Raw genomic sequence first — 25,924 nt, 5'->3', positions numbered from 1 at the left:
CGGTGGCGCACGGCGCTCGACCGCCGGTCAGCCGGCGCGGAGGTCAGGTGCGGCTGACCTCCGCGCCACTGGCGACGAACACGGAGTTCCGCTCAGAGCGACCCGGAACCGGCAAGGGCGCGGAGCCGGTTCCCGCTGCGTCTCCAGGTCAGGTTCGTCGACGAGGGGCACCGCGTGCCCCTCCCCCGTCCGATCCGTCGAACGGGCGGTCCGATCAGGCCGTGCGGTCGTCGGGCAGTTCGAGCAGCTCGTCGAGCACCCTCGCCGCCGACCCGTGCCGCCGCCACGAGAACCTGCTGGGCGCCAGCACGTTCACCTCGTCGGCAGGCATCCGCATGGCCACGGCGTCGTCTTCGGTGTGCAGGCGCACGACATCGATGACGGTGTCGTGCGCTCGCACCCCGACGACCGCGGCGAGCTCACCGCGGGCGTCGCGCGGGTGGAGGAACTGGAACCCGCGCTCGATCAGCTGACGCAGTTGGAACGTGGTGCGGCAAGCCTGGTCAGTCGACGAGGTCATCGAACTCCCCGTCCCGGACACCGGCCACGAAGGCCGCGACCTCCGCTCGCGTGTAGACGAGGGCGGGGCCGTCCGGGAACCGGGAGTTGCGCATCGCGATGTCGCCGCTGTCCAGGAGAGCGACTTCCACGCAGTTGCCGTTGGCGCCACTGCGAGCGCTCTTCCGCCACGTCACGCCCGACAACTCGGCCGCGGACATGCCGTTGTGTGCCACGACGGCCATCGACATCACCTATCCATTCGCGACGACGGGGATGCATCTGCACGTGCATCTGGCTGTGCACGGACCGTAGCACTCCGTGAGGGCCGGGTAAATGCACGTGCAGATGCAGAGCGCAAAACTCCCCTGAACGGAGGAGCAATCAGAGGTCCGCTCGGATCTTCATGAGCATCTGTCGGCTTCTGTCCGGCGTCTCCGCGTCCACCGTCAGCCGGTCGAACACGCGGCTGTAGATCTCCAGCTCTTCGAGTTTGTCCAGGTAGAGGGCACCGGCGAGGTGTTCGAGGTACACGATGTCCGGCAGGTCGGGCTCGCCGAACCGCAGCATCGTGAACGAACCCTCCGCCGCGTACCCGCTCAGCGGGTACGGCACGATCTGGAGCGTCACCGGCGCGATCGCCGTTACGGAGAGCAAGTGCTCGATCTGGTCGAGCAGGACCTGGCGCCCGCCGATCGGCCGGTGGAGGACCGACTCGTCGATGACCGCCCACAGCCGCGGCGCGCTCGGGCGGGACATGATCCGCTGGCGCTGCATCCGCAGCGACACCCTCCGCTTCACCGCCGGGCCGGCCAGCTCGGGGCGGCCGTGGCTCGCGATGGCCATCGCGTAGTCCTCGGTCTGGAGCAGGCCCGGCACGAACTGCGCCTCGTAGGTCAGGATGCGGGTCGCGGCCTCCTCCAGGCCGACGTAGTCCTGGAACCAGTCCGGCATCAGGTCGGTGTACCGGTGCCACCAGCCCGGCTCGTTCGACCGCCGGACCATCGCGAGGAACTTGTCCCGCGCGTCCTCGTCCGTCATCCCGTACATGGTCAGCAGGTCGGAGACGTCGCGTTCCTTCAGGCCGACGCGGCCCAGCTCCATCCGGCTGATCTTCGACTCCGAGCCGCGGATGGCGTAGCCCGCGTCCGCGCGGCTGATCTCCACCGCCTCGCGGAGCCGGCGCAGCTGCGAGCCCAGCACGATGCGGAGCGCGGTCGGGCCGCTGTCCCGGTCGGCCGACGAGCCGTCGGGGTCAACAATCGCCATCGCTGATCCTCCCGACCGTTCTCACTCGTGCGAAGACTGTCCACCCGAACAGCGGTTGTGTCCGAGCGGGGCGAACTCGCATCGTCACTGAACGTACACCCCCATCCCGATTCCGTCCGCCGCGCACCGCCTGCTCACGCGTCAGATCCCTGCGCTTACGCTGGGTGGACTGTGACGTCGTGCACCACCCTCCGCCCCCTATCCCCATTGCGAGGTCACCCCATGCCGACCACGTCCTCGGGCACCGCCGCCCCCGTCTTCATCGACACCACCAAGGCCAGTATCGCCAGGGTCTACGACGCCTTCCTCAACGGCAAGGACAACTACGAGATCGACCGGGAAGTGCTGCGCAGCGTCCAGCGCGTCGCGCCGGAGGCCGCGACGCTGGCCGTGGACAACAGGTCCTTCCTCATCCGGGTCACCCGGTTCGTCGCGAGCCAGACGGGGATCACCCAGTTCCTGGACTGCGGTTCCGGGTTGCCGACCGCCGAGAACACCCACCAGGTGGCACAACGGATCCAGCCGGACGCCACCGTCGTCTACGTGGACAACGACCCCGTGGTGCTCGCCCACGGCCGCGCGCTGCTGGAGGAGAACGACCAGACGCACTTCTCCGCGGCGGACATCTTCAAGCCGCAGGAAATCCTGCAGGACGAGACCGTGCGCAAGCACATCGACTTCGACCAGCCGCTCGCGCTGTTCCAGCTCGGGACGCTGCACCACTACAACGGGCAGTCGCCGACCACCGCCGAGATCATGGGCGAGTACATCGAGGCGCTGCCGGTCGGCTCGTACGTGGCGATCAGCCACTTCCTGGACCCGGAGACCGAGGAGCACTCCGCGATCGCGCGCCGGATGGAGGAGACGTTCCTGCACTCCCCGATGGGTTCCGGCCGGTTCGCGACGCGCTCGGAGCTGCTGTCCCTGTTCCACGGCCTGGAGCTGGTCGAGCCGGGCCTGGTGATCTGCGCGGACTGGTGGCCCGACGGGCCGCGCCTGCGCAAGCTCGACGCCGTGTCGCACTGCATCGCTGGCGCGGTCGCGCGGAAGCTCTAGCGACCGTCGCCGGAGGACGGTGACCGCGCGTCGAGCGCCGTGCCATGTGCGGATGGCACGGCGCTCCCGTGGCGATCGTCCTCCGTGGACCGTCCTTTCGCGCCGGACCCCTCGCGCTCAGCGGGTGAAGAACTCGACCAGCACCGGCGCGGTCACCCGCGCCTTGACCATGTGCGTCTGCCCGTCGAGGACCTTCAGCTCCGCGTCCGGCAGCGCCCGCGCCAGGGCGGCCTGGGCGTTGCGCAGGTAGTCGGGGCTCTTGCCGCCGGCGATGACCAGGCCCGGCGCCTTCGCGCCCGCCCAGCGGTCGACCGGCGGCGGCGTGCCGCGCTGGAACTCGCCGACCACCGCGAGGTCGTTCGGCAGGGTGTGCGCGACGGCCGTGAGCTTCTTCCACGGCGGCGTCACCCGCATCACCGCCGTGACGATCTTCGGCGTGCCGACGTAGTCCATGAACAGCTTCACCGCGTCGCCGCGCCGCCCCTCCGCCACGGCCCGCTCCACCCGCGCCGGGAAGTCGGCGCGCATCGGCGCCCGCGTGCCGTCCACGATCATCGGCGACTCGTAGACCGCGAACCGGTCCACCGGGACTCCCCGGTGCACGGCCTCGGCGACCAGCGTCCCACCCGAGGACATCCCGAACAGGTGCGCCCGACCGCCCGCCTCCCCGATCAGCGCGGCGATGTCCTCCACCTCGCGCGCCACGTCGTACGGCCCGGTGTCACCGCTGTCGCCCCGACCGCGGCGGTCGTAGGTGTGGACGGTGAAGTGCGGTGCGAGCGCTTCCGCCAACTGCCCCGCCGGGCCGAACGCGCGGTGGCACAGCGCGCCGTCGACGATGATCAACGGGGGTCCCGATCCCACCCGGCTGTACGCGATCCTCGTGCCGTCCGCGGACGTGACGTGCCCCATCTTCCCTCTCCCCTTGATCTCCGCGCTCGGCCGCGCGGCGTCGTCGCGCACCTGCCCGGTCACGCCAGGTCCCCCATCCAGGCGGCCCACGTGCCCTCGTCGCGCCGGTCGTCGGCGAAGACGTGGTGCATGGCGATCAGGACACCGGTGATGCCCTGGAAGAACCGGTACATCGCGTCGGGCGTGCGGATGCCGACGGTCTGGGAGTTGGCGAAGTAGACGGTCCCCTTGAGACCGTCCACCTCGACCTCGTCACCCGCGCGCGGCGCGCGGTCCAGGCCGAGCTTGCGGTGCAGGGCGGTCCACAGGGCGGGCCAGTCGGCGACCTCCGGCCCGAGCACCGTCACGGGGACGGCGACGCGCCCGGCGAAGTGCCGGAGGTACTCGACCAGGGTGTGCCAGAACATCGCGCCACCCGCGGACATCGCCTCGAACTCGTCCTGCCAGTCGTCGCCGGGCAGGAAGCCGTCGACCACCATGCGCAACACCGTGCTGCCCCGGTCGCGGCCCTCGATCAGGAACTCGTACGCGAGGTACCGGCCGTCCGGCGCCTTCTCGCCGCCGTACGCGAGGTGCTCGCCGGGCTCCCAGGCGGTGATCGCGTGACGCGGCCGGTACCCGCCGAACGCGCCCTTGACCGCCTCGCCCGCCTCGACCTCGTTGCGGCCCATGAACCACGAGTCGATACCCGGCCCGGTGGCGATGGCCGCCCAGACCTGGTCCGGCGTGACACCGTCCAGCACGGCCCGGTTGGTCTCGTTGAACGCGTGCCCCATCACGACTCCTTCGGGATGCTGGGGTGGACGGCGACGACGACGCGGTGCGCCCGCCCGCCCGCCGCGGTGTCGTCGTGGTACTTGGCGACCAAGCCGGTCACGGCCGTCGCGAGCTCTTCGGCGAACGCGGAGCGGTCACGGGCGGTGGCGAACCGGACCTCGCCGTCGATGGCGAAGGTGGCCACCCGCTTGCCCGCCTTGGACGCGCCGGTGAGCAGGTTGCCGACGTCCCGCACGAGCCGCGCGGCCACCGCCAACAACCACCGCGCGGACAACCGGTCCGGCGACCGCTCGGGATCGGGCTGCACCGCGGCCAGCGCGACGGGCGAGATGACGTAGGACGCGGCGGTGGCCCGCATGACCCGCTCGGTCATGTTGCCCTTGCGGCGCTCCTCGGCCAACTCGACCAGCCCGTACTGCTCCAACGTGCGCAGGTGGTAGTTGACCTTCTGCCGGGGCAGCCCCACCTTGCCGGCCAACATCGCCGCGGACGCCGGCTCGGCCAACAAGGCCAACAACCTCGCCCGGACCGGGTCCAACGACACCTCGGCCGTAGCCGCGTCTTCGATCACCGCCACTTCAAGCATGGGCAAACCCTCCCACCGACAATCAATCTTGTCAAGACAACCAACATTGTCGGTCTGCCTCCGCACTCCGCAGCTCCGAGTCGGCCGCCGGGATGCCTCCCACACTCCTGGCCTCGTGTTCTCCCCGTATGGCCTGCCCGCAGGGCAACCGCGCTTGTCAAGGCAGGTCAAGCACGCCCTTCGCTTGACCTGCCTTGACAAGGGTGGTGGTCTTCGACAGGCCATACGGGGAGAACACGACGCCCTTCCCCCTCCTTGGCGGCCTGCCCGTCCGGCGAGGACGCTCTTGATCTTTGACTCTCAGCCGCACCGCTCCCTTCTCCCGCCCCCGCCCCCCGCCCCGCTCCCCCTCTCCCGCCCCGCCTCGCACCCGCTCCCCCTTCCCTTCGTCAGCCCTCCGTGCGCGCTTCGTCAGCCCCGCACCCCACATTCGCCTCATGGTGGAGACTCAAGTGAGGGTGAGATGGTGGCGGCGGCCGTGGGTCGCACCGCTGGGTATCCTGGTGCTGGCGTTCGTGGCGTTCTCGCTGCCGCCGTACCTGTCGCTGGACCGGGCGCAGTCCCGCGTCCCGCAGCCGGGCGACCACGCGTGGCACTACCCCGCGCTGGCCGCCCACGTGGTCTTCGGGTCGATCGCGATCCTGACCTGCGTGTTGCAGATCTGGCCGTGGTTCCGGCAGAAGTACCCGCGCGGGCACCGGTTGGCGGGCCGCGTCTACGTGTTCGGCGGCGTCCTGCCCGCCGGCGTGCTCGCCGTGGCGATCGGCGCGGTGTCCCCGTTCGGCCCGATCAACCAGGCGGGCAACGTCCTGATGGGCCTGCTCTGGCTGGGCTTCACGATCGCCGGCTACCGGATGGGCAGGCAGCAGCGGTACGTCGACCACCGCCGGTGGATGCTGCGCAGCTCCGCGCTGACGCTGTCCATCATCACCAACCGGTTCTGGGCGGTGGGCACGACCATCGCGCTGACCCCGCAGCTCGACACGACGTTCGGCGGCAGCGAGGTCGCGCTGTCCCAGGCCGTCTCGGGCCTGGCGGGGTGGATGGGCTGGGTGCTGCCGTTCCTGTTCGTGGAGTGGTGGCTGGAGCGGGGCGACGCCCGGAAGCGCCGCGCCCGCGCCGCCCGTCAGCCCGGCAGCCCCGCGCGCGGGTCCGCCGACCGGCCCTCGAACAGCCCTCCGACCTCGAACAGCCCCTCGGCCTCGAACAACCCCTCCGGCCGCCCCGAGGAGCGGCCCGCCGACCGGCCGGGGGTCGGCGTCTGAGCCTCGAACTCCAGCAGCTGCCGCTTGCGGGCGAGCCCACCGCCGTACCCGGTCAGGTCGCCGGTCGACCCGACCACCCGGTGGCACGGGACGATGATGCTGATGGGGTTGCGCCCGTTGGCCATGCCGACCGCCCGCGCGGCAGTCGGCCGGCCCAGCGCGGCGGCCAGCTCGCCGTAGGAGACCGTCTGCCCGTACGGCACCGAGAGCAGCGCCGCCCACACGGTCCGCTGGAACGGGGTGCCCCGCAGGTCGAGCGGGACGTCGAACTCCGTCAGCCGGCCCGCGAAGTACTCCTCCAGCTGGGCGATCACGTCACCGAACAGCGACGCGTCCTCGGGGCCGAAGCTCTCCTGCGCCGGCCGGTACCGCTGGTCGGTCATGTACAGCCCGGAGAGGGCGCCGGCCGCGGCGACGAGCGTCAACGGGCCGACGGGGCTGTCGACCGTGGTGTGTGCCATGAAGGCGGATCCTTTCACGCGGGCAACCGGTTGACCGCGTGGTCACCGGTCGCCCAGAGGTACTGGACGGCGTAGGCCCGCCACGGGCGCCACTCCCGCGCGCGCCGCACCAGCGCGCCGGGGGTGTCGGGCAGGCCGAGCGCGCGGGCGGCGGCGCGGACGCCGAGGTCGCCGGGGATGAACGCGTCCGGGTCGCCCAGCGCCCGCATCGCGATCACCTCGACCGTCCACGGGCCGAAGCCGGGCAGCGCCAGCAGGTCCGCCCGCGCCTTGTCCCAGTCCGCGCCGACGCCCAGGTCCAGCGAGCCGGACGCGAGCGCGCGCACCAGGGCCGCGAGCGCGATCTTGCGGGACGTGGGCATCGCGAGCGCGGACGGGTCGAGTTCGGCCAGCTGGGCGGGTGTCGGGAACAGGTGCGTGAGGCCGCGGTCGGCGATGGGCGTGCCCGCCGCCGCCACGAGCCGCCCGGCGTGGGTGCGCGCGGCGGCCGTCGAGACCTGCTGCCCGAGCACGGCGCGGACGGCGAACTCGGCGGCGTCGGCGGTGCCGGGCACCCGGCGGCCGGGGTCCTTGTCCACCAGCGGCTTCAGCACGGGGTCCGCGCGCAGCCGGTCGTCCACCGCCGTGGGGTCGGCGTCCAGGTCCAGCATCCGCCGGCACCGGGCGATGGCGATCGACAGGTCGCGCAGGTCCGTCAGGGCCAGCCGGCACGCCACGTGGTCCGGCTGCGGGCGCAGCGACACCACGGCGTGCCCGCGCGGAAGCCGCAGCGTCCGCCGGTACGCGCCGTCGCGCCACTCCTCCACGCCCGGCACGGCCGTCGCCGCGAGGTGCCCGAACAGGTTGTCCGGGCAGAGCGGCGCGCGGAACGGCAGCCGCAGCGACAGCTCGCCGGGCGTGTCCGCCACCGCGCCCCGCCGGGCCCGCAGGTCGGTGGGCGACAGCGCGAACACCGACCGCACGGTCTCGTTGAACGCCCGGACGCTGGCGAACCCGGCGGCCAGCGCCACCTCGGCCATCGGCAGCGCCGTCGTCTCGATCAGCAGCCGCGCGGTCTGGGCCCGCTGCGCGCGGGCCAGCGCGAGCGGGCCCGCGCCGAGCTCGGCGAGCAACTGGCGCTCGACCTGCCGCACGCTGTACCCCAGCCGCGCGGCCAGCCCCGGCACCCCTTCGCGGTCCACCACGCCGTCCGCGATCAGCCGCATGGCTTTCGCGACCGAGTCCGCGCGGTGGTTCCACAACGGGGAACCGGGACTGGCATCGGGACGACACCGCTTGCACGCGCGGAATCCCGCTTGTTGCGCCGCCGCCGCACTCGGGTAGAACCGCATGTTCTCGACCTTGGGCGGCACCACCGGACAACTCGGGCGGCAATAGATGCGGGTGGTCAGCACCGCGGTGAAGAACCACCCGTCGAACCGCGCGTCCTTGGACCGCACGGCTCGCACACAACGTTCCGCGTCTTCGTGCACGCCATCCAGCATCGGTCAACCACCGGCGCCGGGCTGGCGGAAATGCGACATCAACGGAAAAGGTCCCGGCCAGGCGCACCACGCTGTGCGACCGGTGTGACCGGACGGGCGCGGACCGCGCGCGGTCGCGGGCCCGGCGCGCCACGCCGGCCCCGCCTCGCACCCGGCGCGGCGGCGCGGCCCCGGCCCGCCGGGACCGGCGGACCCCGGACCACCGGGCCGACCGGCCCTCACGGTCGACGCCCGACCCGTCACGGGCCGTGACCGCAACCCGTGTGCCGCACCCGGTTCAGTCCCGCTCGGTGTGGCAGGTCGCCGCACCGTTCCACCGGCCGGGCCGGTTCGGCGCACCGCGCTGAGAAGACCCCCAGGACCCCTCAGCGACGATCGACCTGCCACGCAAGGTAGTTGCCTGCGAAACCACTTCGACCGGTCCCTTCGCACCACCGTCGACGCCAGCGGAACGTCCCGGCCAGCTTGCCGGCGCAAGTCGTTAGGGTGGTCTTCCTGGTGCCACACCGGTCCACAAACGACCTGTTCACGTGCTCACATCCGGTTTTCCGGTCCGGAAGACCGGACCCTAGGAGGTCAGCCGCGGATGGCTGGTTCTGGTCGCGGGTCGGGGCCGCGCGCCGTCTTCGCGGAGCGGTTCGCGCTGCTCTACGCCGAGGCGGGCGACCCGCCCCTGAAGCGGGTGACCGAATCGGTCGCCCGCTCCCGGCGCACCGACGAACGCGGTCGGCCGGTCCGGGTGACCGCGCAGCGCGTCAGCGACTGGCGGCGGGGCCGCAACGTGCCCGCCCGGTTCTCGGCACTCTCGGTAGTCCTCGACATCCTCATCGGTGAGGCGCGCAAGTCCCGCCCGCACCCGCCCGCACCCGGCCTCTACGACGTGGCGGCGTGGCGCGCGCTGTGGGAGGAGGCCCTCGCGAGCCCCGCGACCGCGCCCGAGGACGAGGACCCGCCGAGCACCGACGAAATCGGCGTGTGCCCTTACCGGGGCCTCGCCGCGTTCCAACCCGAGGATTCGTCGTGGTTCTTCGGGCGGGAACGCAGCACCGCCGCCCTGGTGTCCCGGATGGGCGCGGCGGCGGACACCGGCGGAATAGTGATGCTGGTCGGCGCGTCGGGTGCGGGAAAATCGTCGCTCGTGCGCGCCGGGGTCATTCCGGCCATTCGCGACGGTGCGCTGGCGGTGCCCGGTTCGGAACAGTGGCCGTCGATTGTGCTCACGCCCGGCGCCGACCCGGTGAAGGAACTCGTCCGGCAGGTGCCGGAATTGGCCGACGCGCTCGGCCCGGTGCTCGACGCGGACCGGGAGCCCGCCGCCGAGGAGGACGGGCCGGAGACCTTCCTCGGGCAGGCGGTGGTGGGCGTGGCCCGCTTCGCGCCGGAGATCCGCGCCGCGTTCGCCACGCACGCGGAACGCCACGGCGGCGAGCGGGTGGTCGTCGTCGTGGACCAGTTCGAGGAGGCGTTCACGCTGTGCGGCGACGAGAGCCTGGTCCAGGTGTTCGTCCAGGCCCTGCACGTGGCGTGCACGCCCGCGGTGCCCGGCGGCGCGGCACCCGCCCTGGTCGTCCTGGGCGTGCGGGCCGACTTCTACGGCCGGTGCCTGGCGTTCCCCGAACTCGCCGACGCGTTGCAGGACCGCCAGATGGTCCTCGGCCCGATGACGTCGGCGGAGCTGCGGGAAGCCGTGTCGCGCCCGGCCAAGGCCGCCGGGCTGCAACTGGAGCCGGGCCTGATCGAACTCATGCTGCGCGACCTGGGCGTGCGCAGCGGTCGCGCGCAGGGCCGGGCGGGCCAGGGCGCGTACGACGCGGGCGCGCTGCCGCTGCTCTCGCACGCCCTGCTGGCGACGTGGCAGCGCCGGACGGCGGGCAAGCTGACCATCTCGGGCTACCGCGCGGCGGGCGGCATCCAGGGCGCGGTCGCGGCCACCGCCGAACGCGCCTGGGCGGACCTCGCGCCGCAGGCGCAGCTCGCCGCCCGCCCGCTGCTGCTGCGCCTGGTGCGGGTCGGCGAGGACACCCAGGACACCCGCCGCCGCTCCACCCGCCACGAGCTGGTCGACCAGGCGGCGAACCGGGCGGCGGGCGAGGAGGCGCTGGAGGTGCTGGCCCGCGCCCGGCTCGTCACGCTGGACTCGGGATCGGTGGAGATCACCCACGAGGCGCTGCTCCAGGCGTGGCCCCGGCTGCGCAGCTGGATCGACCAGGACCGCGAGGGCCAGCTGCTGCGGCAGCGCCTGGAGGAGGACGCGGCGACCTGGGCCAACCAGGACCGCGACGCGTCCCTGCTGTACCGGGGCGCGCGGCTGGAGACGGCGCGGCACTGGGCCGACGCCGCCGGGCCGGGCGGCCTGACCGCGGTGGCGCAGGACTTCCTCGCCGTGTCCACGCAGACCCGCAGGCGCGCCCTGTGGGGCAAGCGCACCGCGGTGGCGGTCGTCGCGTTCCTCGCGGTCATCGCCGTCACCGCCGCCGTGCTGGCCGTGCGGCAGCGGGACGACGCGGTGTTCCGGCAGGTCGTCGCGGAGGCGGACCGGCTCGTGCAGACCGACCCGTCGCTGTCCGCCCAGCTCGACCTGGTCGCGCACCGGATGCGGCCCCGGGACCGCGAGGTCCACACCCGCATCCTGTCCACCCAGGGCAGCCCGCTGGCCACCCCGCTGGACGGGCACGAGGGCGCGGTCTACCTGACGTCGTTCTCCCGCGACGGCAACACGCTGGCCACCGCGTCCTACGACGCCACCGTGCGGCTGTGGGACCTGCGCGACCCCGACCGCCCGCGACCGCTCGGCCCACCGCTGCGCGCGCACAAGAGCTGGGTCAGCTCGGCGGTGTTCAGCCCCGACGGCCGGACGCTGGCCACGGCGGGCGACGACGGCACCGTCCGGCTGTGGGACGTCACCGACCCCGCCCGGCCACGCGCCCTCGGCCAGCCGCTCGACGGCGACAACGGCACGATCTACCTGGTCGCGTTCTCCCCGGACGGCCGGACCCTGGCCACCGCCAACGAGGACCGCACGGCGCGGCTGTGGGACGTCGGCACGCCGAGCGAGCCGCGCCCGATCGGCGAACCGCTGGGCATGCACTCCGGGCCGGTGCGCTCGGTCGCGTTCAGCCCGGACGGGAAGCTGCTGGCGGTCGGCGGCGACGACCGGACCGTGGTGCTGTGGCACGTCGAGGACCCCGCCCGACCCCGGCTGGTCGGCGCGCCGCTGGCCGGGTTCGACGGGATCGTGCGCTCGGTGGCCTTCAGCCCGGACGGCCGCGTCCTGGCCACCGGCAGCGAGGACCGCACCGTCCGGCTGTGGGACGTGACGGACCCGGCGCGGGCCGTCCTGCTGGGTCGTCCGCTGGCCGAGCACAACGGGCCGGTCTGGTCGGTGGCGTTCAACCCCGACGGCCGGGTGCTGGCCTCGGCGGGCTCCGACGGCACCGCCCGCCTGTGGAACGTCACCGACCCGGCGCACCCGCTGGCCATCGGCCAGCCCCTGACCGGCCGGAACGGGACGATCTACGGGGTGGCGTTCAGCCCGGACGGCTACCACCTCGCCACCGGCAACCAGGACACCTCCGTGCGCCTGTGGTCGCTGCCGCGCACCGTCCTCATCGGGCACTCGGCCCGCACCGTCGGGCCGGTGTTCACCGCCGACGGGTCGCGCCTGGTCACCGGCAGCCGCGACCGCACGATCCGCGTGTGGGACGTCGGCGACCCGCAGCGCCCCCGCGGCGTGCTCCAGGCCGTGCACGCCGACGACACCGGCGTGTGGGGCATCGCGATCAGCGCCGACGGCAGGACGCTGGCCGGGGTGAGCGACAAGTCGCTACAGCTGTGGGACCTGTCGGACCCCGGCGAGATCCGACCGCTGGGCCCGCCGCTGGACCTGCACACCCGGTACAGCTCGCCGGTCGCGTTCAGCCCCGACGGCCGGGTGCTGGTCACCGGTTCGCAGGACGACTCGGTGCAGCTGTGGGACATCAGCGACCGCGCCAACCCGCGGATGCTGGGCAGGCCGCTGGTCGGGCACACCGGGTACGTGCACTTCGCGGCGTTCACGCCGGACGGGCGGAGCCTGGTCACCGGCAGCGCCGACCAGACCGTGCGGCTGTGGAACGTGGCCGACCCGGCGGCGGCGCAACCGCTGGGCCAGCCGCTGTACGGGCACGCGGGTGTGGTGCGGGCGGGCGCGATCAGCCGCGACGGCAGGACCCTGGCGACGTCGGGCGACGACCGGTCGATCCGGCTGTGGGACCTGTCGACGCCCTCGCGCGTGCGGCCGATCGGTCCGCCGCTGGCCGGGCACGTGGAGGCGGTGGTGGCGGTCGCCTTCAGCCCGGACGGCCGGACGCTGGCCAGCGGTGGCGACGACCGGGCCATCCGGCTGTGGGACGTGCACGACCTGTCCCGGCCGCGCGCCCTGGGCGAGACGCTGACCGGCCACGACGCGGGCCTCCAGGACCTGCGGTTCTCGCCGGACGGGCGCATGATCGCGTCCACCAGCATGGACAGCACGGTCCGGCTGTGGGACCTCGACCAGAGCCGGTCGATCACGCGGATCTGCGCCAAGACCAGGGGCGTGCTGCCGGAGGACCTGTGGCGGAAGCACCTGCCGCAACTGGACTACGACCCGCCGTGCCCGTGATCGCGGTGCGGACCGCGGTGCGGGGCGGGGCGCGCGGTGCAGTGCGGGGCGGTATCGGACGCGAGGACGGGCCGTGCAGGGCGGGCGGTGCGGGGCGGCACCCGTGGGCGAGCGGCGAGGGCCGAACGCGACCGACCCCCGGTGCCCGCCCCGAACCCGTCAGCGGGCGAACCCGCACCGCGGTGTCCGCTCCGGGCACTTGTCGTCGTGGACTTCGCGCGGATTGTGGCTAAGTTCCACCCATGCGTCTACTCGGCCGGGTGGCGAGCCCGCAGGTCGCGGTGGCGGTGCTGACCGCGATCACCGGTGTCTACATGGGGCTCGTGGTGTTCGGGAACATCACCGACTACGGGACGAACCGCGCGTTCGTCGAGCACGTGTTCGCGATGGACACCACCTTCCGGTCACCGGCCACGATGTACCGCGCGATCACCGACCAGACCGTCGTGACCGTCGCCTACGTCCTGATCATCGCGTGGGAGGCGGCGACCGCGCTGGTGCTGCTCGGCGGCGCGGTGGCGTGGGCGCGCGGGCGGGCCGTGGCCCGCCGCCTGTCGGCCCTCGGCTGGCTCATGCAGGTCCTGCTGTTCGGCGGCGGGTTCATCGCCATCGGCGGCGAGTGGTTCCAGATGTGGCAGTCGAGCGACTGGAACGGGCTCAACGCCGCGTTCCAGAACCTCGTGATCGCCTCCGTCGGCCTGATCCTCGTCCACCGGTCCACGGCGGACTGACCACCCTCGCGTGCGAGGCGGACGACGGCGTCACCCGTCCTCCCAGAACGCGAGGCGGTGGGTCCGGGCGTAGTCGACGTTCCCGATCGCGTCCGGTGCCAGCGACTGAACGTGCCCCTCGCGGAACGTCGGCCACGCGGGCAGCCCGTCGCCGTTCGGGTCGCCGGTGCGCGCGAAGTTGGTCCAGTAGCGGATCATGCGGTCGCCCAGCGGGTTCCGCTCGTCCTCGGCCGGGAACAGGTAGGGGATGTCGGAGTGGTGCGCCGCCCCGTCGCCGCTCGCGCCCGGATCGGCGAACTCGAAGGCGTACGTCGTGGTGTGCGCGGAGAGCACCCGGTGCTGGCGGAACGTGGCCCGCGCCCACACCCGGTCGGTCAGCACCCTCGCCCACGCCAGGGCGGGCGTCGGGTAGTCGGCGAGCGGGTACTCGGCGGCGACCGCGCCCGCCCGGTCGCCGAACGCCGCCGCGAGCAGGCGCGGGTAGTCCTCGGCCGTGACCTCGCCCCGGAAGACCGACACGAGGTTGCGGTGCTCGTCCGCGGTGGCGCCGGCCAGCACCGGCACGCGCGCGAACCGGCCCGCCGCCAGCAGGTCCGGCGGCAGCTCGTCGTAGGCGAACGGCTGGAAGATGTTCATCACCTGCGGGTGGTCGAGCAGCCGCTCCGCGGGCAGCGCCCGCAGGCAGGCCAGGTCGGCGCAGCCCAGCTCGGCGGCGACCTGCCGACCGATCTCCTCGACCTCCGCCCGCGGCCGCCAGGCCAGCCACGGCAGCGCGCCCAGGCCGGGGAACCAGCTCTCGGCGGGCAGGTCGACCAGCGCGAAACCGCTGTGCAGGACGGCCCGGTGGAACAGCCCGTGCGAGGCGGGCGACACCAGGTGCGCGGCGACGGAGGCCGCGCCGTACGAGACGCCGAACAGCGTGACGTTGCCGGGATCGCCGCCGAACGCGCCCGCGTTGCGCCGCACCCACTCCAGCGCCGCCCGCTGGTCCTGGACGCCGAACGTGCCCGAGCCGGCCAGGCCGGGCAGCCCGAACCCGCCGAACACGCCCATGCGGTAGTTGATCGTCACCACCACGACGTCGCCGTCCACGGCGAGGCGCGAGCCGTCGAAGAAGTGCCCGGCCCCGATCGCGCCGTCACCGTGCACCCACACCATCACCGGCTTGGGCCCGGAGCGCCTGGTCGGCGCCGTGACGTTGAGGAACAGGCAGTCCTCGTCGCTCGCCTTCAACTCCGAGTAGGACGACCCGACCTGCGGGCAGGGGTTGCCCGGAGCGGTGGCGTCCCGGACGCCGCCCCAGCCCGCCGGCGGGCGCGGCGCGTCCCACCGCAGCTCGCCCTTCGGCGGCGCCGCGTACGGGATGCCCTGGAAGACCACCCGGTCCCCCCGCACGACACCGCGCACGTCCCCCGTGTCGATCCGCACGACACCGTCGCGCATCGCGCCCTCCTCACACGCCGTCACCGAGGCGGCGACCAGCGATGCCGAGACCAGTAGTGCCACGACCGATGCCAACGTCCCCCGACGCATCGATTCACCCCCGCGTCCCTCGTGGTTGTCCCGCGCTCGTGCGCGGTGGCGCCGCACCGCCGGGCGGGCGGTCCGTGCCCTCCGTGCCCTCCGCGCCCGTGACCGGGCGGTCGGCGGTTGTCGCCCGCCGGACGGCCTCCAGCAGCTCGCGCTCGCAGAGGTCCAGGTCGAGATCAGGGTCCTCGGCCACCCTCGCCAGCACCCCGTTGCGCAGCGCGAGGATGAACACGGCCATCACCCCCGCGTCGAACCCCCGGAACTCGCCGGCGCGCTGCCCCTCGCGCAGCAGGTCCGCCATCTTCCGGAGGTCCTCGCCCTCGTCCCGAGCCGACACGTGCGGCCGGACCTGCATCAGGGCCACCATGTGCGACCGGTGGAGGCGCATGAACCGCAGGTTCGCCACCAGGAACGCCCGCAGCTCACCGGCGGCCGTGTCCGAGCGGTCGAGGAAGCCCATCACGAAGTCCGCGAACCGGCGCAGCACCTCCGCGCGCACCTCGTCGACCAGCTCCTGCTTGCCCTTGAAGTGGTACGAGATCAACCCGGTGCTGCTCAGCCCGGCGCGGGCGGCGATCCGCTTGAACGACGTCTCGGCGTAGCCGAGTTCGGCCAAGGTCTCGATCGCGGCCCCGACGATCTGCGCCCGCCTGGCCTGCTCCGTCACCGACTTTGCTCGCACGAGCAAAAGTTAGCACGAGCGAGCAATACTGTCACCCGTCAGTGAGGACGCTCCCGAACGACGCGGGGAAGCCGAACCGCCGAATCTTTCTGCGCAACGCCACCACAGCAGGGTGAGCACGGACTCAACGCGCTCGGAAGCCCAGCAGGTCTTGGACGGTCGTCGGGAACGCCACGCACAACGACCACCCCATCGATCGAGTACAAATCCGCCGGACCGATCCCCCATCAGTCCGACTCGGAGCCGCACGCAACCGACTCGCATCCCCACCGCGCCAGGCCCAACAGGCAGGGGATCTCGGCCGCGCACCGGATCACCACGATGGGGTGGCCCCGTTTGGCCTGGTGCTCCACCAGCGCGATGCCGGGTGGCCGTCGTGGTCCGGTGTCAGCCCAGGATCTGGCGGAGCTGGTCCAGCAGCTCCGCCCGGCTGCCGCAACCGAGCCGCTGCCGCATCCGCGCCACGTGGTGCTCGACCGTCTTCGCCGAGATGAACAGCCGGTCGCCCACCTGCTTGTAGGTCAGGCCGCCGACCACCAGCTCCGCCACCTCCCGCTCGCGGTCGCTGAGCTGCCCGGTCGCCGCCGCCTCCGCCGGTTCGGCCGGTTTCCGCGCCCCACCCGCCGGCCTGCCCTGTAGCAGGCGCGCGCAGTCCAGCAACCGCACCATCGCCTGCCGGTCGGACGTCCGGATCGCCGCCTGCCCGGCGAGCCGCGCCGCGTCCCACCACTGGCCCGCCGCGTGCAGCCCGCGCGCGGCCTCCTCCACCCGGTCCGCGTCGACCTCGCCCGCCAGCACGTCCAGCCAGCTCTCCGCCGCGCTCGACACCAGCGCGCCGTACCGGCTCCGGTCGCGGCACGCCGCCAGCGCCGCGGCGTGCTCCTCCGCCACCGACGTCTCCTCCGCGATGATCGCCGCGTGCAGCCCGCTCCAGTGCAGCGGCACGGCCCACAGCGGCGGGTCGCCCAACTGCCGCAACAGGGTCCGCGCGGTCACCAGGTGCGGTGCGACGCGGTGCTGGTCGCGCAGCCGCGCCGCCGCCGCCGCGAACTCGCCCAGCGGCAGGAACGTGTACAGGTCGACCGGGTGCCGCAGCACGGCCTCGCACGCCTGCTCCCAGGTCCGCTTCAACGCCGCCAGGTCGCTGTTGCGCCGGGCGATCCCGACCTCCAGCGCCACGGCGAAGATCCAGTCGCGCGCTTCCAGCGGACGCCCCGCCTTGCGCAGCGCGACCAGCGCCTCCCGCGCACCGACCAGGTCGCCGCGCACCATCGCGAGCCACGCCCGCAGCAACCGGTGCCGCACCGTCATCAGCGTGCCGCCCAGCGCCGTCGACAGCGCCCGGTCCAGCACCGACTCCGCCACCGGCAGCTCACCGCACTGCACCGCCACCAGGGCCGCGAGCGCCGCGGGCGTGTCCGGCAGCAGCACCGACCGACCGGCGGGCTCCAGCAGCCCGGCCGCCCGGACCAGGGTGGACAGCGCGGTGGTCGGCGTGCCCGTCACCGACTCCAGGACGCCCTGCGCCATCAGGGAAGCGCCGCCGTCGAGCAGGGTCGGCGGCGCGGTGGGCAGCGTCCCGGTCGGCAACCGCCCCGTCCCGACCAGGCCGACCACCGCGAACGCCGCGGACGCCGCGCTGGGCGACCACCGGTGGAGTTCCGTGCTGCGCGCCAACTGGCCCCGGTGCGCCAACGCGATCGCCGCGACCTCCGCCGCCGCGCCGCGGTGCTCGCCCTCCCCGGCGGAGATCACCTGGTCGGCGAGCCGCAGCGCCGCGTCCAGGTCGCCCGACATCGCCGACGCCGCCGCCCTCCGGACCGCGAGCGCGGCGGTGGGCGTCCCGACGGCCGCGAGCAACCGCGCGGACAGCGCCGGGTCGGTGGGCAGCGCTTCGCTCGCCGCCGCCTGGAACGCGGCCGACACCACCGGTCCGCCCGCGCCGGCGCCCAGCAGCGGGCGCACCAGGTCCAGCACCGGACCGCCGGACCGCAGCTGCAGCTCAGCCAGGCGTTGCCGCACCGCGATCCGCCGGTCGGTCCGGCTCAGCGCCACCACGGCCGTGCGCGCGACGGGGAGCAGCGTGCCGTCCGCCGCGAGCAGGCCGGTCGCCCGGCCCGCCTCGATCACCTCGCCGACCGCGTCGGAGTCCTTGTCCAGCAACGCGCCCAGCAGGTCCAGCCGCAGCGCCGCGCCCGCCTCGGCGGCGAGCAGGAACTTCTGCACGTCCGGCTCCAGCCAGTCCAGGTCGGCCCGGAACGACGCGATCACCTCGGCCGGCACGTCCGGCGAGGTCAACCCGGCCAGCCGCGCCACGAACCGCGGCACCCCACCGGTCTGCTGGTGCACGAAGTCGGCCAGCGCCCGCCCGGCCGCCGGCAGCACCGCGCGCACCTGCTCGCGCGTGAACGCGCGGGGCATCAGCGGCGGCCGGACCCGGCCCAGCGACTCGGCCAGCGCCGCCAACGCCCGCGACCGGGGCCACGGCCGGTACGCGACCACGACGCCGGTGTCGCCCCGTTCGACCCGCGACCGCAGGGACCGCAGCTCCTCGTCGCCCAGCAGGTGGGCGTCGTCGACGACGGCGACGCCCACGCCCGCGTCCCGGCAGACCCGCTCGACCTCCCGCAGCACGGTGGTCTTGCCGTACCCGCCGGGCGCGACGACGCCCAGCCTCGGCACGGTCCCCGGCGCGGCGGCGAGACCCGCCAGCACTCGGCGGGTCTCGGCGTCCAGCAGCGGGCGGTCGGATGTCATGCGCAAGCTCAACGGCCGTCCTCGGGTTTTCGGTCACGGGAGCGCCCGGCCGACACGAGGCCCCGCACGACGCGCTTCACCGAGCGCCGTTCGGGCAGCTCCAGCGGTGTGACCTCGATCGGCGGGCGCGGCGGTGGCGCGGTGCAGTCGTTGTCCGGCGCGGGCGCACCGCCGACGGGGAACCGCAGCAGCGGGTCGTCGTCGCGCACCAGCACGGACGTCTCGATGGGCTCGGGTTCGTCCGGGCCGAGCAGCAACTGCCGCCCGGCCACCGCCGCGCCCTTCACCGCGGACGACTCCGGCGCGGCCTCGAACACCACCCGGCCGGGCAGCAGGGACGAGATGAGCGGTATCCGCGCGCTGCCGCCGACCAGCACGGTCGCCTCCAGGGCCGCGCCGCGCACGACCCGCTCGAACACCGACACGGCCTGCTCGACCGAAGGCCGGATCAGCTCCTCGAACCGGGCCCGGTCGAGCGGCACCTCCACGAGCCCGCTCGGCAGGTGCACGGGCACCGCGGTCTCGAACGTGCCGGACAGGAGGCGCTTGGCGGCCTCGCAGTCGCGCCGCAACCGCCCGCGCAGGGCACGCGTGCGGGGGTCCTCGGCGTCCAGCTCGCCGAACGCGCGCCCCAGCGCGGCCCGCACGTGCTCGAAGACCAGGTCGTCGAAGTCCGCGCCGGCCGCCTGGTCGACGCCGTCGGCCCACGCCACCAGCTCGAACGGCCGCACGACCGCCGCGCTGAACGCGTGGCTGCCCAGGCTGAACACGCCCACCGGTCCCCGCCCGAACGAGTGGTTCGCCGCGGCGGCCAGGGGCTCGGCGAGCAGGACGACGTCCTCCAGGCCCACCGCGCGCAGCGCCCGCCGCACGAGGCCCTTGGCGTGCGGGCCCCACCCCGGCGGGTGCGCCAGCACGATCCGGGCGGCCGGTTCGCCCTCCCGCTCGGCGACCTGCCCCGCGACCCACAGCACCATGAGCGCGGTCAGCTCCTCGGCGGCGCACGGCTCGGACCCGAGCACCACCGGCACGCCGTCGCCGACGCGCCGCGCGAACCCGACCGCCGTCCAGCGCGGGTCGCCCGGCTCGCCCACGGCGAACGACCCGTCGGCGGTGAGCCGCAACGACGACGCGACGCCGCCGCCGGGACCGCCGAGGCCCACCAGCTCCGGTTCGGCGCGGCCCGCGCCGTCGAGCCGGCACACGGCGGCGGCCGTGCGGGTCGTGCCCACGTCGACCCCGAGGACGTACGGCAACTCGTGGAGCCCCCTCGTGTCAGTAGCGGTCCCAGTTGGTACACGGGGCTACGAAGGAGTCACAAGCGCATCCCCTAACCCCCTAGGGAGTGAACGAGAAGCACCCCATCGTGGTTGCGGCATCTACTGGGAGTAATCCCCGATGGCGGCGGCTCCCCGGCTCCCTACCGTGGTTCGCGGCTGGACCCACCCCTGCCGGTCCCGCCGCACCGCACCCTGAACCCGACCAGGAGACACGCCATCATGGGCTCCAGCCCCACCACGTTGCACGACTTCGTCCTCGACCTGCTGAGCAACCCGACCGCGCTGGCCGACTTCCAGGCCGACGCCGAGGGCGCCTTGGCCGACGCGGGCCTGAGCGACATCAGCGCTCTGGACGTGCAGGAGGTCCTCCCGCTGGTCCTCGACTACGTGCCCGCCGGGAGCCTGCCCGCTCTCGACGGCGCGCTGCTCAACGACCTGCCGCTGGACGCGACGGACGCCACCGGCGCCATCGGCCAGCTCCAGGCCGTGGCCCAGCAGCTGTCCCTCCCCGGCGTGCCCGGCACGTCCGACGTGAACCTCGCGGCGGCGGGCGCGCTGAGCGCCGACGCCAACGGCTACGAGGTCTTCGGCGGCTTCTCCGGCTGGGGCTCGACCGACTCCGCCGACTCGTTCGCCGGGACCGTGTCGGGTGACTTCTCCTCGGTGGGCGACGTGACGAGCACCCTGGACGCCACGTCGACCACCGCCACCGGCACGGTCTCCGACCTGGCCGGCACGGCGACCGGCTCCCTGGACGGCGCCCTCGCGGGCGAGGCCACCGGCACGCTGCCCGCCACGGACGGCCTGACCAGCCCCGTGTTCGGCACGGTCGACACGCTGACCGGCGTGGTCGACGGCGTGACCGGTGGCCTCGCCGGCCACGTGCCCACCGAACTGGCGGGCACGCTCGACCCGGCCCACCTCGGCAAGACCCTGAACGCGGACGGCCTGGCCGCCCTGCCCGAGCGCGACCTGACCCCGGAGACGGTGGTCGACACCGCCGAGGACACCGCGGGCCGGCTGTCCAACGGCACGGGCGTGAGCAACGTCACCGACCACGTCGGCGCGATCGACGTGCCGGTGCTCGGCTTCGGCCTGAACGACGTGCCGCTCATCGGCGGCGGCCACGACATCAGCGACACGTTGTTCTGAGCGCTCCGCCTCCGGGGCCGGTCCCGTCCGCCGGACGGGACCGGCCCGCTCTTTCACCTCACCGGGTGAACACGGCACACTCTGCCGGGTGATGTCCGCACCCTGGCTCGACGTGCTCGACGACACGATCCGGTCCTGCGCCGCCCACAACCGGCCGGACCTGGCCGAACGGCTCCGCGAGAAGCGCGCCCGCCAGCTCGACCCCAAGCTGCGGGTGCTCGTGCTGGGCGAGCCCAAGCAGGGCAAGAGCCAGCTCGTCAACGCCCTGGTCAACGCGCCGGTGTGCGCGGTCGGCGACGACGTGACGACCACCGTGCCGACGTTCGTGCAGCACGCCGAGGTGCCCAGCGCGGCCCTCGTGCGCACGATCGCGGACACGCCGACCGAGCGCGTCCCGGTCCCGCTGGACCAGCTCGCGCGCCAGGTCGGCGCGGCGCACGCGGGCGAGCTGGTGCGGGCCGAGGTCGGCCTGCCCCGCGCCCTGCTCACCTCCGGCCTGGTGCTGATCGACACGCCGGGCGTCGGCGACCTCCGGCCCGCGCACACCGCCAGCACGTTCGCCGCGCTGCTCCAGGCCGACGCCGTGCTGATGGTGTCCGACGCGACCGCCGAGCTGACCGAGTCCGAGCTGGAGCTGCTCAAGCAGGTCATGACCTCCTGCCCGAACGTCACCGTGGTGCTCACCAAGATCGACATCACCGCGCAGTGGCGGCGCGTGCTGGAGCGCAACCGCGCCCACCTGGCGCGGGCGGGCGTGCCGGCCAAGCAGGTGCCCGTGTCGGCCGCGCTGCGGCTGCGCGCCGCCAAGACCGGCGACCGGGCCCTCAACGCCGAGTCCGGGTTCCCCGAGCTGCTGGCGTGCGTGCAGCGGGACATCGTGGCCGCCGCCGACGTGCTGGCCCGCCGGACGGTCGCCGTGGCCGCCGCGTCGGCGATCGAGCAGCTCGTCGCGCCGGTGCGGGAGGAGCTGGACGGGCGCGGCTCGGCGGGCGCGCACGCCACCATCGCCGCGCTGAACGAGGCGCAGCGCCGCGTCGACGAGCTGCGCCGCCGGTCCGCGCGCTGGCAGACGGTGCTGGCCGACGAGATGGCCGACCTGGTGTCCGACGTCGAGTACGACCTGCGCGACCGCACCCGCCGCATCCTGCGCGAGGTGGACCGGACGTTCGAGACGGCCGACCCGGCGCTGGGCTGGGAGGAGTTCGAGCGCTGGCTGGAGGCCAACCTCACCGAAGCCGCCGCGACGAACTTCGCCTGGCTGCTGGACCGCTCGGCGTGGGTGGCGGAGAAGGTCGCCCGGAGCTTCCCCGTGCACCGCGACGACCTGCTGCCGGAGTCGGTGTTCCCGGCCGACGTGCTCGACCGCGTGTCCAAGATGGACAAGCCGGTGATCGAGAAGTTCGGCCTGGGCCAGAAGCTGTTCACCGGCCTGCGCGGCTCCTACGGCGGCGTGCTGATGGTCGGCCTGGTCACGAGCCTCGCCGGGATGCCGCTGATCAACGCGATCTCGCTGGGCGCGGGCGCGCTGTTCGGCGGCAAGTCCGTCCTGGACGAGGGCGACCAGCGCCGCAAGCGCCGCCAGGCCGCCGCGCGGGTCGCCGCGCAGCGGCACGTGGACGACTTCTTCCTCAAGTTCAGCAAGGACGTCCGGGACGCCGCCCGCACCATCCAGCGCAGCCTGCGCGGCCACTTCAGCGCGCTGGCCGACGAGTTGCAGGAGACCCTGCTGGAGTCCGCGCGCAGCGCACGCCGCGCCGTGCAGGACGACACCACCGAGCGGGAGCGCCGCACCCGCGAGGCGAAGCTCGAACTCGATCGCCTCGTCCGGCTCTACCAGCGGGTGCAGGCGCTCGGGCGGACGCCGCCGCTGGGCATCAGCGCGTGACGCTCGCGGACGAGGTGCGGGAGCTGCTGGTGGACGCGCTGGCGGTCTACCGGGACAGCCCGCGCGCCGTGGCGTGGCTGCGCGCCCTCCAGGCCCGGTTCGCCGAACCGGTCCGGGTGGCGGTCGCGGGCGCGCCGCGCACCGGGAAGTCGACCGTCGTCAGCGCGTTGATCGGCGAGGAGTTCGTGCCCACCGGCACGGTCACCTGGTACCGGGACGGGCCGCGGGCGCGGGCGTCGGTGGGTCCGCACGAGGTGCCGATCGTGCGGCGGGACGGTCGGGCGTTCGTGGACGCCGCCCACGCGGACCGGGTGGTGGTGGAGTGGCCGTCCCGGTCGCTGCGGGACGTCACGCTGGTCGACACCCCGGCGGACGCGCCGGTCGAGCAGGTCTACGGCGAGGCCGACGCCGTGCTGTACCTGACCCGGCACATGCACCACACCGACCTGCGCTACCTCCAGGCCGCGCACGACCACCCCGTGGCGCGGGCCGCCCCGGTGGGCACCGTCCTGGTCCTCGCGCGGGCGGACGAGATCGGCGGCGGCCGGATCGACGCGCTGACCTCGGCCAAGCAGATCGCCCGCCGCTACCGGCGGGAGGCGCAGGTGCGCCCGCTGTGCCAGAACGTCGTCGCGATCGCCGGCCTGCTCGCGGTGGCGGCGCGGACGCTGCGGCCCGAGGAGTTCGCCGCGCTGGCGTCGCTCGCGTCGCTGGCGCGCACCGAGCTGGAGGACCACCTGCTGTCGGCGGACCGGTTCGTCGCCGACGACTTCCCGGTCCGGCTGGACCCCGGTGCCCGCCGCGGCCTCGTGGAGCGGTTCGGGATCTTCGGCGTGCGGCTGACCACGACGCTGATCCGGCAGGGTTTCGACACCCAGGTCAAGCTGACCGCGCAGCTGGTGCGGCGCAGCGGGTTGGGCGAGCTGCGCGAGTCGATCGGCGCGTACTTCACCGAGCGCCAGGACGTGCTGAAGGCGCGCTCGGCGTTGCTGGGCCTGGACGTCGTGCTGCGCAACGAACCCCGGCCCGGCTCGGTCGGGCTGGCGGCCGGGCTGGAGCGCGTCGTGGCCTCGGCGCACGACTTCCGGGAGCTGCGGCTGCTGGCCGCGTTGCAGGGCGGGCGGATTAAGCTGCCCGGCGAGCTGGCCGCGGAGGCGTCCCGGCTCGTCGGCGGGTTGGGCACGAACCCGCTGGCGCGCCTGGGCATGGAGTACGAGCCGACCGCCGACGAGCTGCGGCACGTCGTGCTGGACACCCTCGGCCGGTGGCGGGAGCAGGCCGCGGACCCCGCGCTGGACCAGGGCCGGCGCCGGGCGGCGGCCGTGGTCGTGCGCAGCTGCGAGGGGATGCTGGCCGACCTCGGCTGATCGGCCCCGCGCACACCGCCCCCGCCACGCACACCAGCCCCGCACGCGGATCGGGCTCCGCACGCACCCCAGCCCCGCGCGCGGATCGGCTCCGCACGCACACCGGCCACGCGCACACCAGCCCCCGCGCGCGGACCCGCTCCGCACGCACACCGGCTCCGGCGCGCGGCCGGCCGTGGTGGAAGCTCTGCCCATGACGGACGTGCTGCGCTACACCGCCTTCACCTCGGACCCGGAGGGCGGCAACCCCGCCGGGGTGGTCCTCGACGCCACCGGCCTGGGCGACGCCGGCATGCGCGCGATCGCGGCGGAGGTCGGCTACTCCGAGACCGCCTTCGTCTTCCCGCGCGCCGAGCCGGACTCCTTCCACGTCCGGTACTACAGCCCCGAGGTGGAGGTCCCGTTCTGCGGGCACGCCACGGTGGCCGCGGCCGTCGCCCTGCGGCGCACCGGCACGCTGGCCTTCCACACCCCCGCGGGCGAGGTCGTGGTCGAGACCGACGGCTCGACGGCCACGCTGACCAGCGTGCCCACCTCGTCCACGCCGGTGGGCGCGGAGGACCTCGACGCCGCGCTCGACGCGCTCGGCTGGACCCGCGACGAGCTGGACCCGCGCCACCCCGCGCACTGGGCGTTCGGCGGCGCGCGGCACCTCGTGCTGGCGGCGCGGTCGCGGGAGCGGCTGGCCGACCTCGACTACGACTTCCACCGGCTCGGCGACCTGCTGCGGCGCAACGACGCCGTCACCGCCCACCTGGTCCACGAGCGGTCGGAGGACGTGTTCGACGCGCGCGACCCGTTCCCGGTCGGCGGCGTCGTCGAGGACCCGGCGACCGGCGCGGCGGCCCTGGCGTTCGGCGGCTACCTGCGCACGATCGGCCGGGTGCGGCGGCCACGCACGATCACCATCCACCAGGGTGACGACATGGGCCGCCCGAGCGTCCTGACGGTCGACGTGCGGCCCGACCGGGACCGCGTGCGGGTCACGGGCGCGGCCGTGCCCATCCAGGCCCGTCCAGCGCGACCCGAGCGGGGCTAAGCGCGGTCGAGCACCACGACCGGGATCTCGCGGTCGGTCTTGCGCTGGTACTCCGCGTAGTCCGGCCACACCTCGTTCATCAGCGCCCAGAGCTCGGCCCGCTCGTCACCGGTCGCCGTGCGGGCGGTCGCCCTGAACACCTCCGGCCCCACCCGGACCTCGGCGGTCGGGTCGGCCTGGAGGTTCTTGTACCAGGCGGGGTGCCCCGGCGCGCCGCCGTCCGAGGCGACCACCACGTACGACTCGCCGTACGGCTGGTAGATCAACGCGGTGCGCCGGGGCTGCCCGGACTTCCGCCCGGTCGTCGTGAGCAGGAGCGTGAAGACGCCCGGCCGCCACTCGTGACCCTGCGCGCCATCGGTCTCGATGTAGGTGCGGATGTGCTGGTTCACCCAGTCGACGGGGCTGTCGCTCACGGTCATGCCCAAGACGCTACCCAGAACGCGGCGAGGCCGCCGGTCGCTACTCCGCAGTCACGACCGGCGGCCCGCAACGGGGGTGGGGACGACCGCCTCGCACCCCTTGGCCCGTCACCGGCTCCCCGGCGTGGC

20 protein-coding genes and 1 pseudogene are annotated in these 25,924 nt (G+C 74.1%); 8 read left to right on the top strand and 13 right to left on the bottom strand.

Features of this window, described 5'->3' with window-relative positions; all coding sequences use genetic code 11:
• Positions 1-214: 214 nt before the first annotated feature.
• The 3 genes from C8E97_RS04540 to C8E97_RS04530 form a co-directional block, all read right to left on the bottom strand.
• A complete protein-coding gene (locus C8E97_RS04540; RefSeq protein ID WP_121001933.1) occupies positions 215-520 on the bottom strand; it encodes a hypothetical protein in 306 nt (101 codons plus the stop codon).
• Positions 504-743 (bottom strand): DUF397 domain-containing protein, encoded by a 240-nt coding sequence (locus C8E97_RS04535; RefSeq protein ID WP_170211615.1) that lies wholly within the window; start codon positions 741-743, stop codon positions 504-506. Before C8E97_RS04535 ends, C8E97_RS04540 begins: the two co-directional genes overlap by 17 nt.
• Before the next feature lie 139 nt (positions 744-882).
• On the bottom strand, positions 883-1,767 hold the full coding sequence (locus tag C8E97_RS04530; protein WP_121001929.1) for a helix-turn-helix domain-containing protein: 885 nt from the start codon (positions 1,765-1,767) through the stop codon (positions 883-885).
• Positions 1,768-1,989: 222 nt separating this feature from the next.
• Here C8E97_RS04530 and C8E97_RS04525 point away from each other — a divergent pair, with 222 nt between their 5' ends.
• Positions 1,990-2,823, top strand: a complete 834-nt coding sequence (locus C8E97_RS04525) for an SAM-dependent methyltransferase (protein ID WP_121001927.1) — start codon at positions 1,990-1,992, stop codon at positions 2,821-2,823.
• 117 nt (positions 2,824-2,940) lie between these two features.
• Here the strand turns inward: C8E97_RS04525 and C8E97_RS04520 are convergent, their stop codons facing one another.
• The 3 genes from C8E97_RS04520 to C8E97_RS04510 are packed head-to-tail and all read right to left on the bottom strand — an operon-like array spanning position 2,941 to position 5,098.
• Positions 2,941-3,735 carry an alpha/beta fold hydrolase gene (locus tag C8E97_RS04520; protein WP_121010752.1) on the bottom strand — a complete coding sequence of 265 codons (795 nt, stop codon included), beginning with the start codon at positions 3,733-3,735 and terminating at the stop codon, positions 2,941-2,943.
• A 59-nt stretch (positions 3,736-3,794) separates the two neighbouring features.
• Positions 3,795-4,511, bottom strand: a complete 717-nt coding sequence (locus C8E97_RS04515; RefSeq protein WP_121001925.1) for an SRPBCC family protein — start codon at positions 4,509-4,511, stop codon at positions 3,795-3,797.
• Entirely contained in the window at positions 4,511-5,098 is a 588-nt protein-coding gene (locus tag C8E97_RS04510; protein WP_211346908.1) for an ArsR/SmtB family transcription factor, read from the bottom strand. Before C8E97_RS04510 ends, C8E97_RS04515 begins: the two co-directional genes overlap by 1 nt.
• A gap of 452 nt (positions 5,099-5,550) precedes the next feature.
• Between C8E97_RS04510 and C8E97_RS04505 the strand changes: the two genes are divergently transcribed.
• Positions 5,551-6,363 carry a DUF2306 domain-containing protein gene (locus C8E97_RS04505; protein ID WP_342776184.1) on the top strand — a complete coding sequence of 271 codons (813 nt, stop codon included), beginning with the start codon at positions 5,551-5,553 and terminating at the stop codon, positions 6,361-6,363.
• A gap of 2 nt (positions 6,364-6,365) precedes the next feature.
• Here the strand turns inward: C8E97_RS04505 and C8E97_RS35785 are convergent.
• Together C8E97_RS35785 and C8E97_RS04495 are read right to left on the bottom strand one after the other, a co-directional pair.
• A pseudogene (locus tag C8E97_RS35785) lies at positions 6,366-6,824 on the bottom strand (methylated-DNA--[protein]-cysteine S-methyltransferase); the annotation flags it as partial.
• A 14-nt stretch (positions 6,825-6,838) separates the two neighbouring features.
• A complete protein-coding gene (locus C8E97_RS04495) occupies positions 6,839-8,296 on the bottom strand; it encodes an AlkA N-terminal domain-containing protein (protein WP_121010749.1) in 1,458 nt (485 codons plus the stop codon).
• Between the two features lie 598 nt (positions 8,297-8,894).
• On the opposite strand from C8E97_RS04495, the gene C8E97_RS04490 reads away from it, so the two are divergent.
• Together C8E97_RS04490 and C8E97_RS04485 are read left to right on the top strand one after the other, a co-directional pair.
• A complete protein-coding gene (locus C8E97_RS04490) occupies positions 8,895-12,950 on the top strand; it encodes an NACHT and WD repeat domain-containing protein (RefSeq protein WP_121001918.1) in 4,056 nt (1,351 codons plus the stop codon).
• Between the two features lie 242 nt (positions 12,951-13,192).
• Positions 13,193-13,681 (top strand): DUF2165 domain-containing protein, encoded by a 489-nt coding sequence (locus C8E97_RS04485; RefSeq protein WP_121001915.1) that lies wholly within the window; start codon positions 13,193-13,195, stop codon positions 13,679-13,681.
• A gap of 30 nt (positions 13,682-13,711) precedes the next feature.
• Here C8E97_RS04485 and C8E97_RS04480 read toward each other — a convergent pair whose 3' ends face one another.
• The 4 genes from C8E97_RS04480 to C8E97_RS04465 all read right to left on the bottom strand — a co-directional run bounded on the left by C8E97_RS04480 (position 13,712) and on the right by C8E97_RS04465 (position 19,906).
• A complete protein-coding gene (locus C8E97_RS04480) occupies positions 13,712-15,124 on the bottom strand; it encodes a carboxylesterase/lipase family protein (RefSeq protein WP_121001913.1) in 1,413 nt (470 codons plus the stop codon).
• Positions 15,125-15,218: 94 nt separating this feature from the next.
• Complete coding sequence (locus tag C8E97_RS04475) at positions 15,219-15,893, bottom strand: TetR/AcrR family transcriptional regulator (RefSeq protein ID WP_170211613.1); 675 nt, start codon at positions 15,891-15,893, stop codon at positions 15,219-15,221.
• 387 nt (positions 15,894-16,280) lie between these two features.
• On the bottom strand, positions 16,281-18,650 hold the full coding sequence (locus C8E97_RS04470; protein ID WP_121001909.1) for a helix-turn-helix transcriptional regulator: 2,370 nt from the start codon (positions 18,648-18,650) through the stop codon (positions 16,281-16,283).
• An 8-nt stretch (positions 18,651-18,658) separates the two neighbouring features.
• Entirely contained in the window at positions 18,659-19,906 is a 1,248-nt protein-coding gene (locus C8E97_RS04465; protein WP_121001907.1) for an Hsp70 family protein, read from the bottom strand.
• A 243-nt stretch (positions 19,907-20,149) separates the two neighbouring features.
• Between C8E97_RS04465 and C8E97_RS04460 the strand changes: the two genes are divergently transcribed.
• The 4 genes from C8E97_RS04460 to C8E97_RS04445 all read left to right on the top strand — a co-directional run bounded on the left by C8E97_RS04460 (position 20,150) and on the right by C8E97_RS04445 (position 25,373).
• Positions 20,150-21,082 carry an IniB N-terminal domain-containing protein gene (locus C8E97_RS04460; RefSeq protein WP_121001905.1) on the top strand — a complete coding sequence of 311 codons (933 nt, stop codon included), beginning with the start codon at positions 20,150-20,152 and terminating at the stop codon, positions 21,080-21,082.
• Positions 21,083-21,173: 91 nt separating this feature from the next.
• Positions 21,174-22,967 carry a dynamin family protein gene (locus tag C8E97_RS04455; protein WP_121001904.1) on the top strand — a complete coding sequence of 598 codons (1,794 nt, stop codon included), beginning with the start codon at positions 21,174-21,176 and terminating at the stop codon, positions 22,965-22,967.
• Positions 22,964-24,334 (top strand): GTPase domain-containing protein, encoded by a 1,371-nt coding sequence (locus C8E97_RS04450; protein WP_121001902.1) that lies wholly within the window; start codon positions 22,964-22,966, stop codon positions 24,332-24,334. Before C8E97_RS04455 ends, C8E97_RS04450 begins: the two co-directional genes overlap by 4 nt.
• A gap of 193 nt (positions 24,335-24,527) precedes the next feature.
• The gene (locus C8E97_RS04445; protein ID WP_121001901.1) at positions 24,528-25,373 is read left to right on the top strand and encodes a PhzF family phenazine biosynthesis protein; all 846 of its coding nucleotides are present in this window, start codon (positions 24,528-24,530) and stop codon (positions 25,371-25,373) included.
• On the opposite strand, the gene C8E97_RS04440 is transcribed toward C8E97_RS04445, so the two are convergent.
• Positions 25,370-25,795: a nitroreductase family deazaflavin-dependent oxidoreductase gene (locus C8E97_RS04440; protein ID WP_121001899.1), complete on the bottom strand. Its 426-nt coding sequence runs from the start codon at positions 25,793-25,795 to the stop codon at positions 25,370-25,372. The two genes, C8E97_RS04445 and C8E97_RS04440, sit on opposite strands and share 4 nt — an antisense overlap.
• Positions 25,796-25,924: the final 129 nt, after the last annotated feature.

This window comes from Saccharothrix australiensis (assembly GCF_003634935.1).
GTDB classification, from domain to species: domain Bacteria; phylum Actinomycetota; class Actinomycetes; order Mycobacteriales; family Pseudonocardiaceae; genus Actinosynnema; species Actinosynnema australiense.
This window is presented reverse-complemented; position numbering and strand designations above follow the sequence as displayed.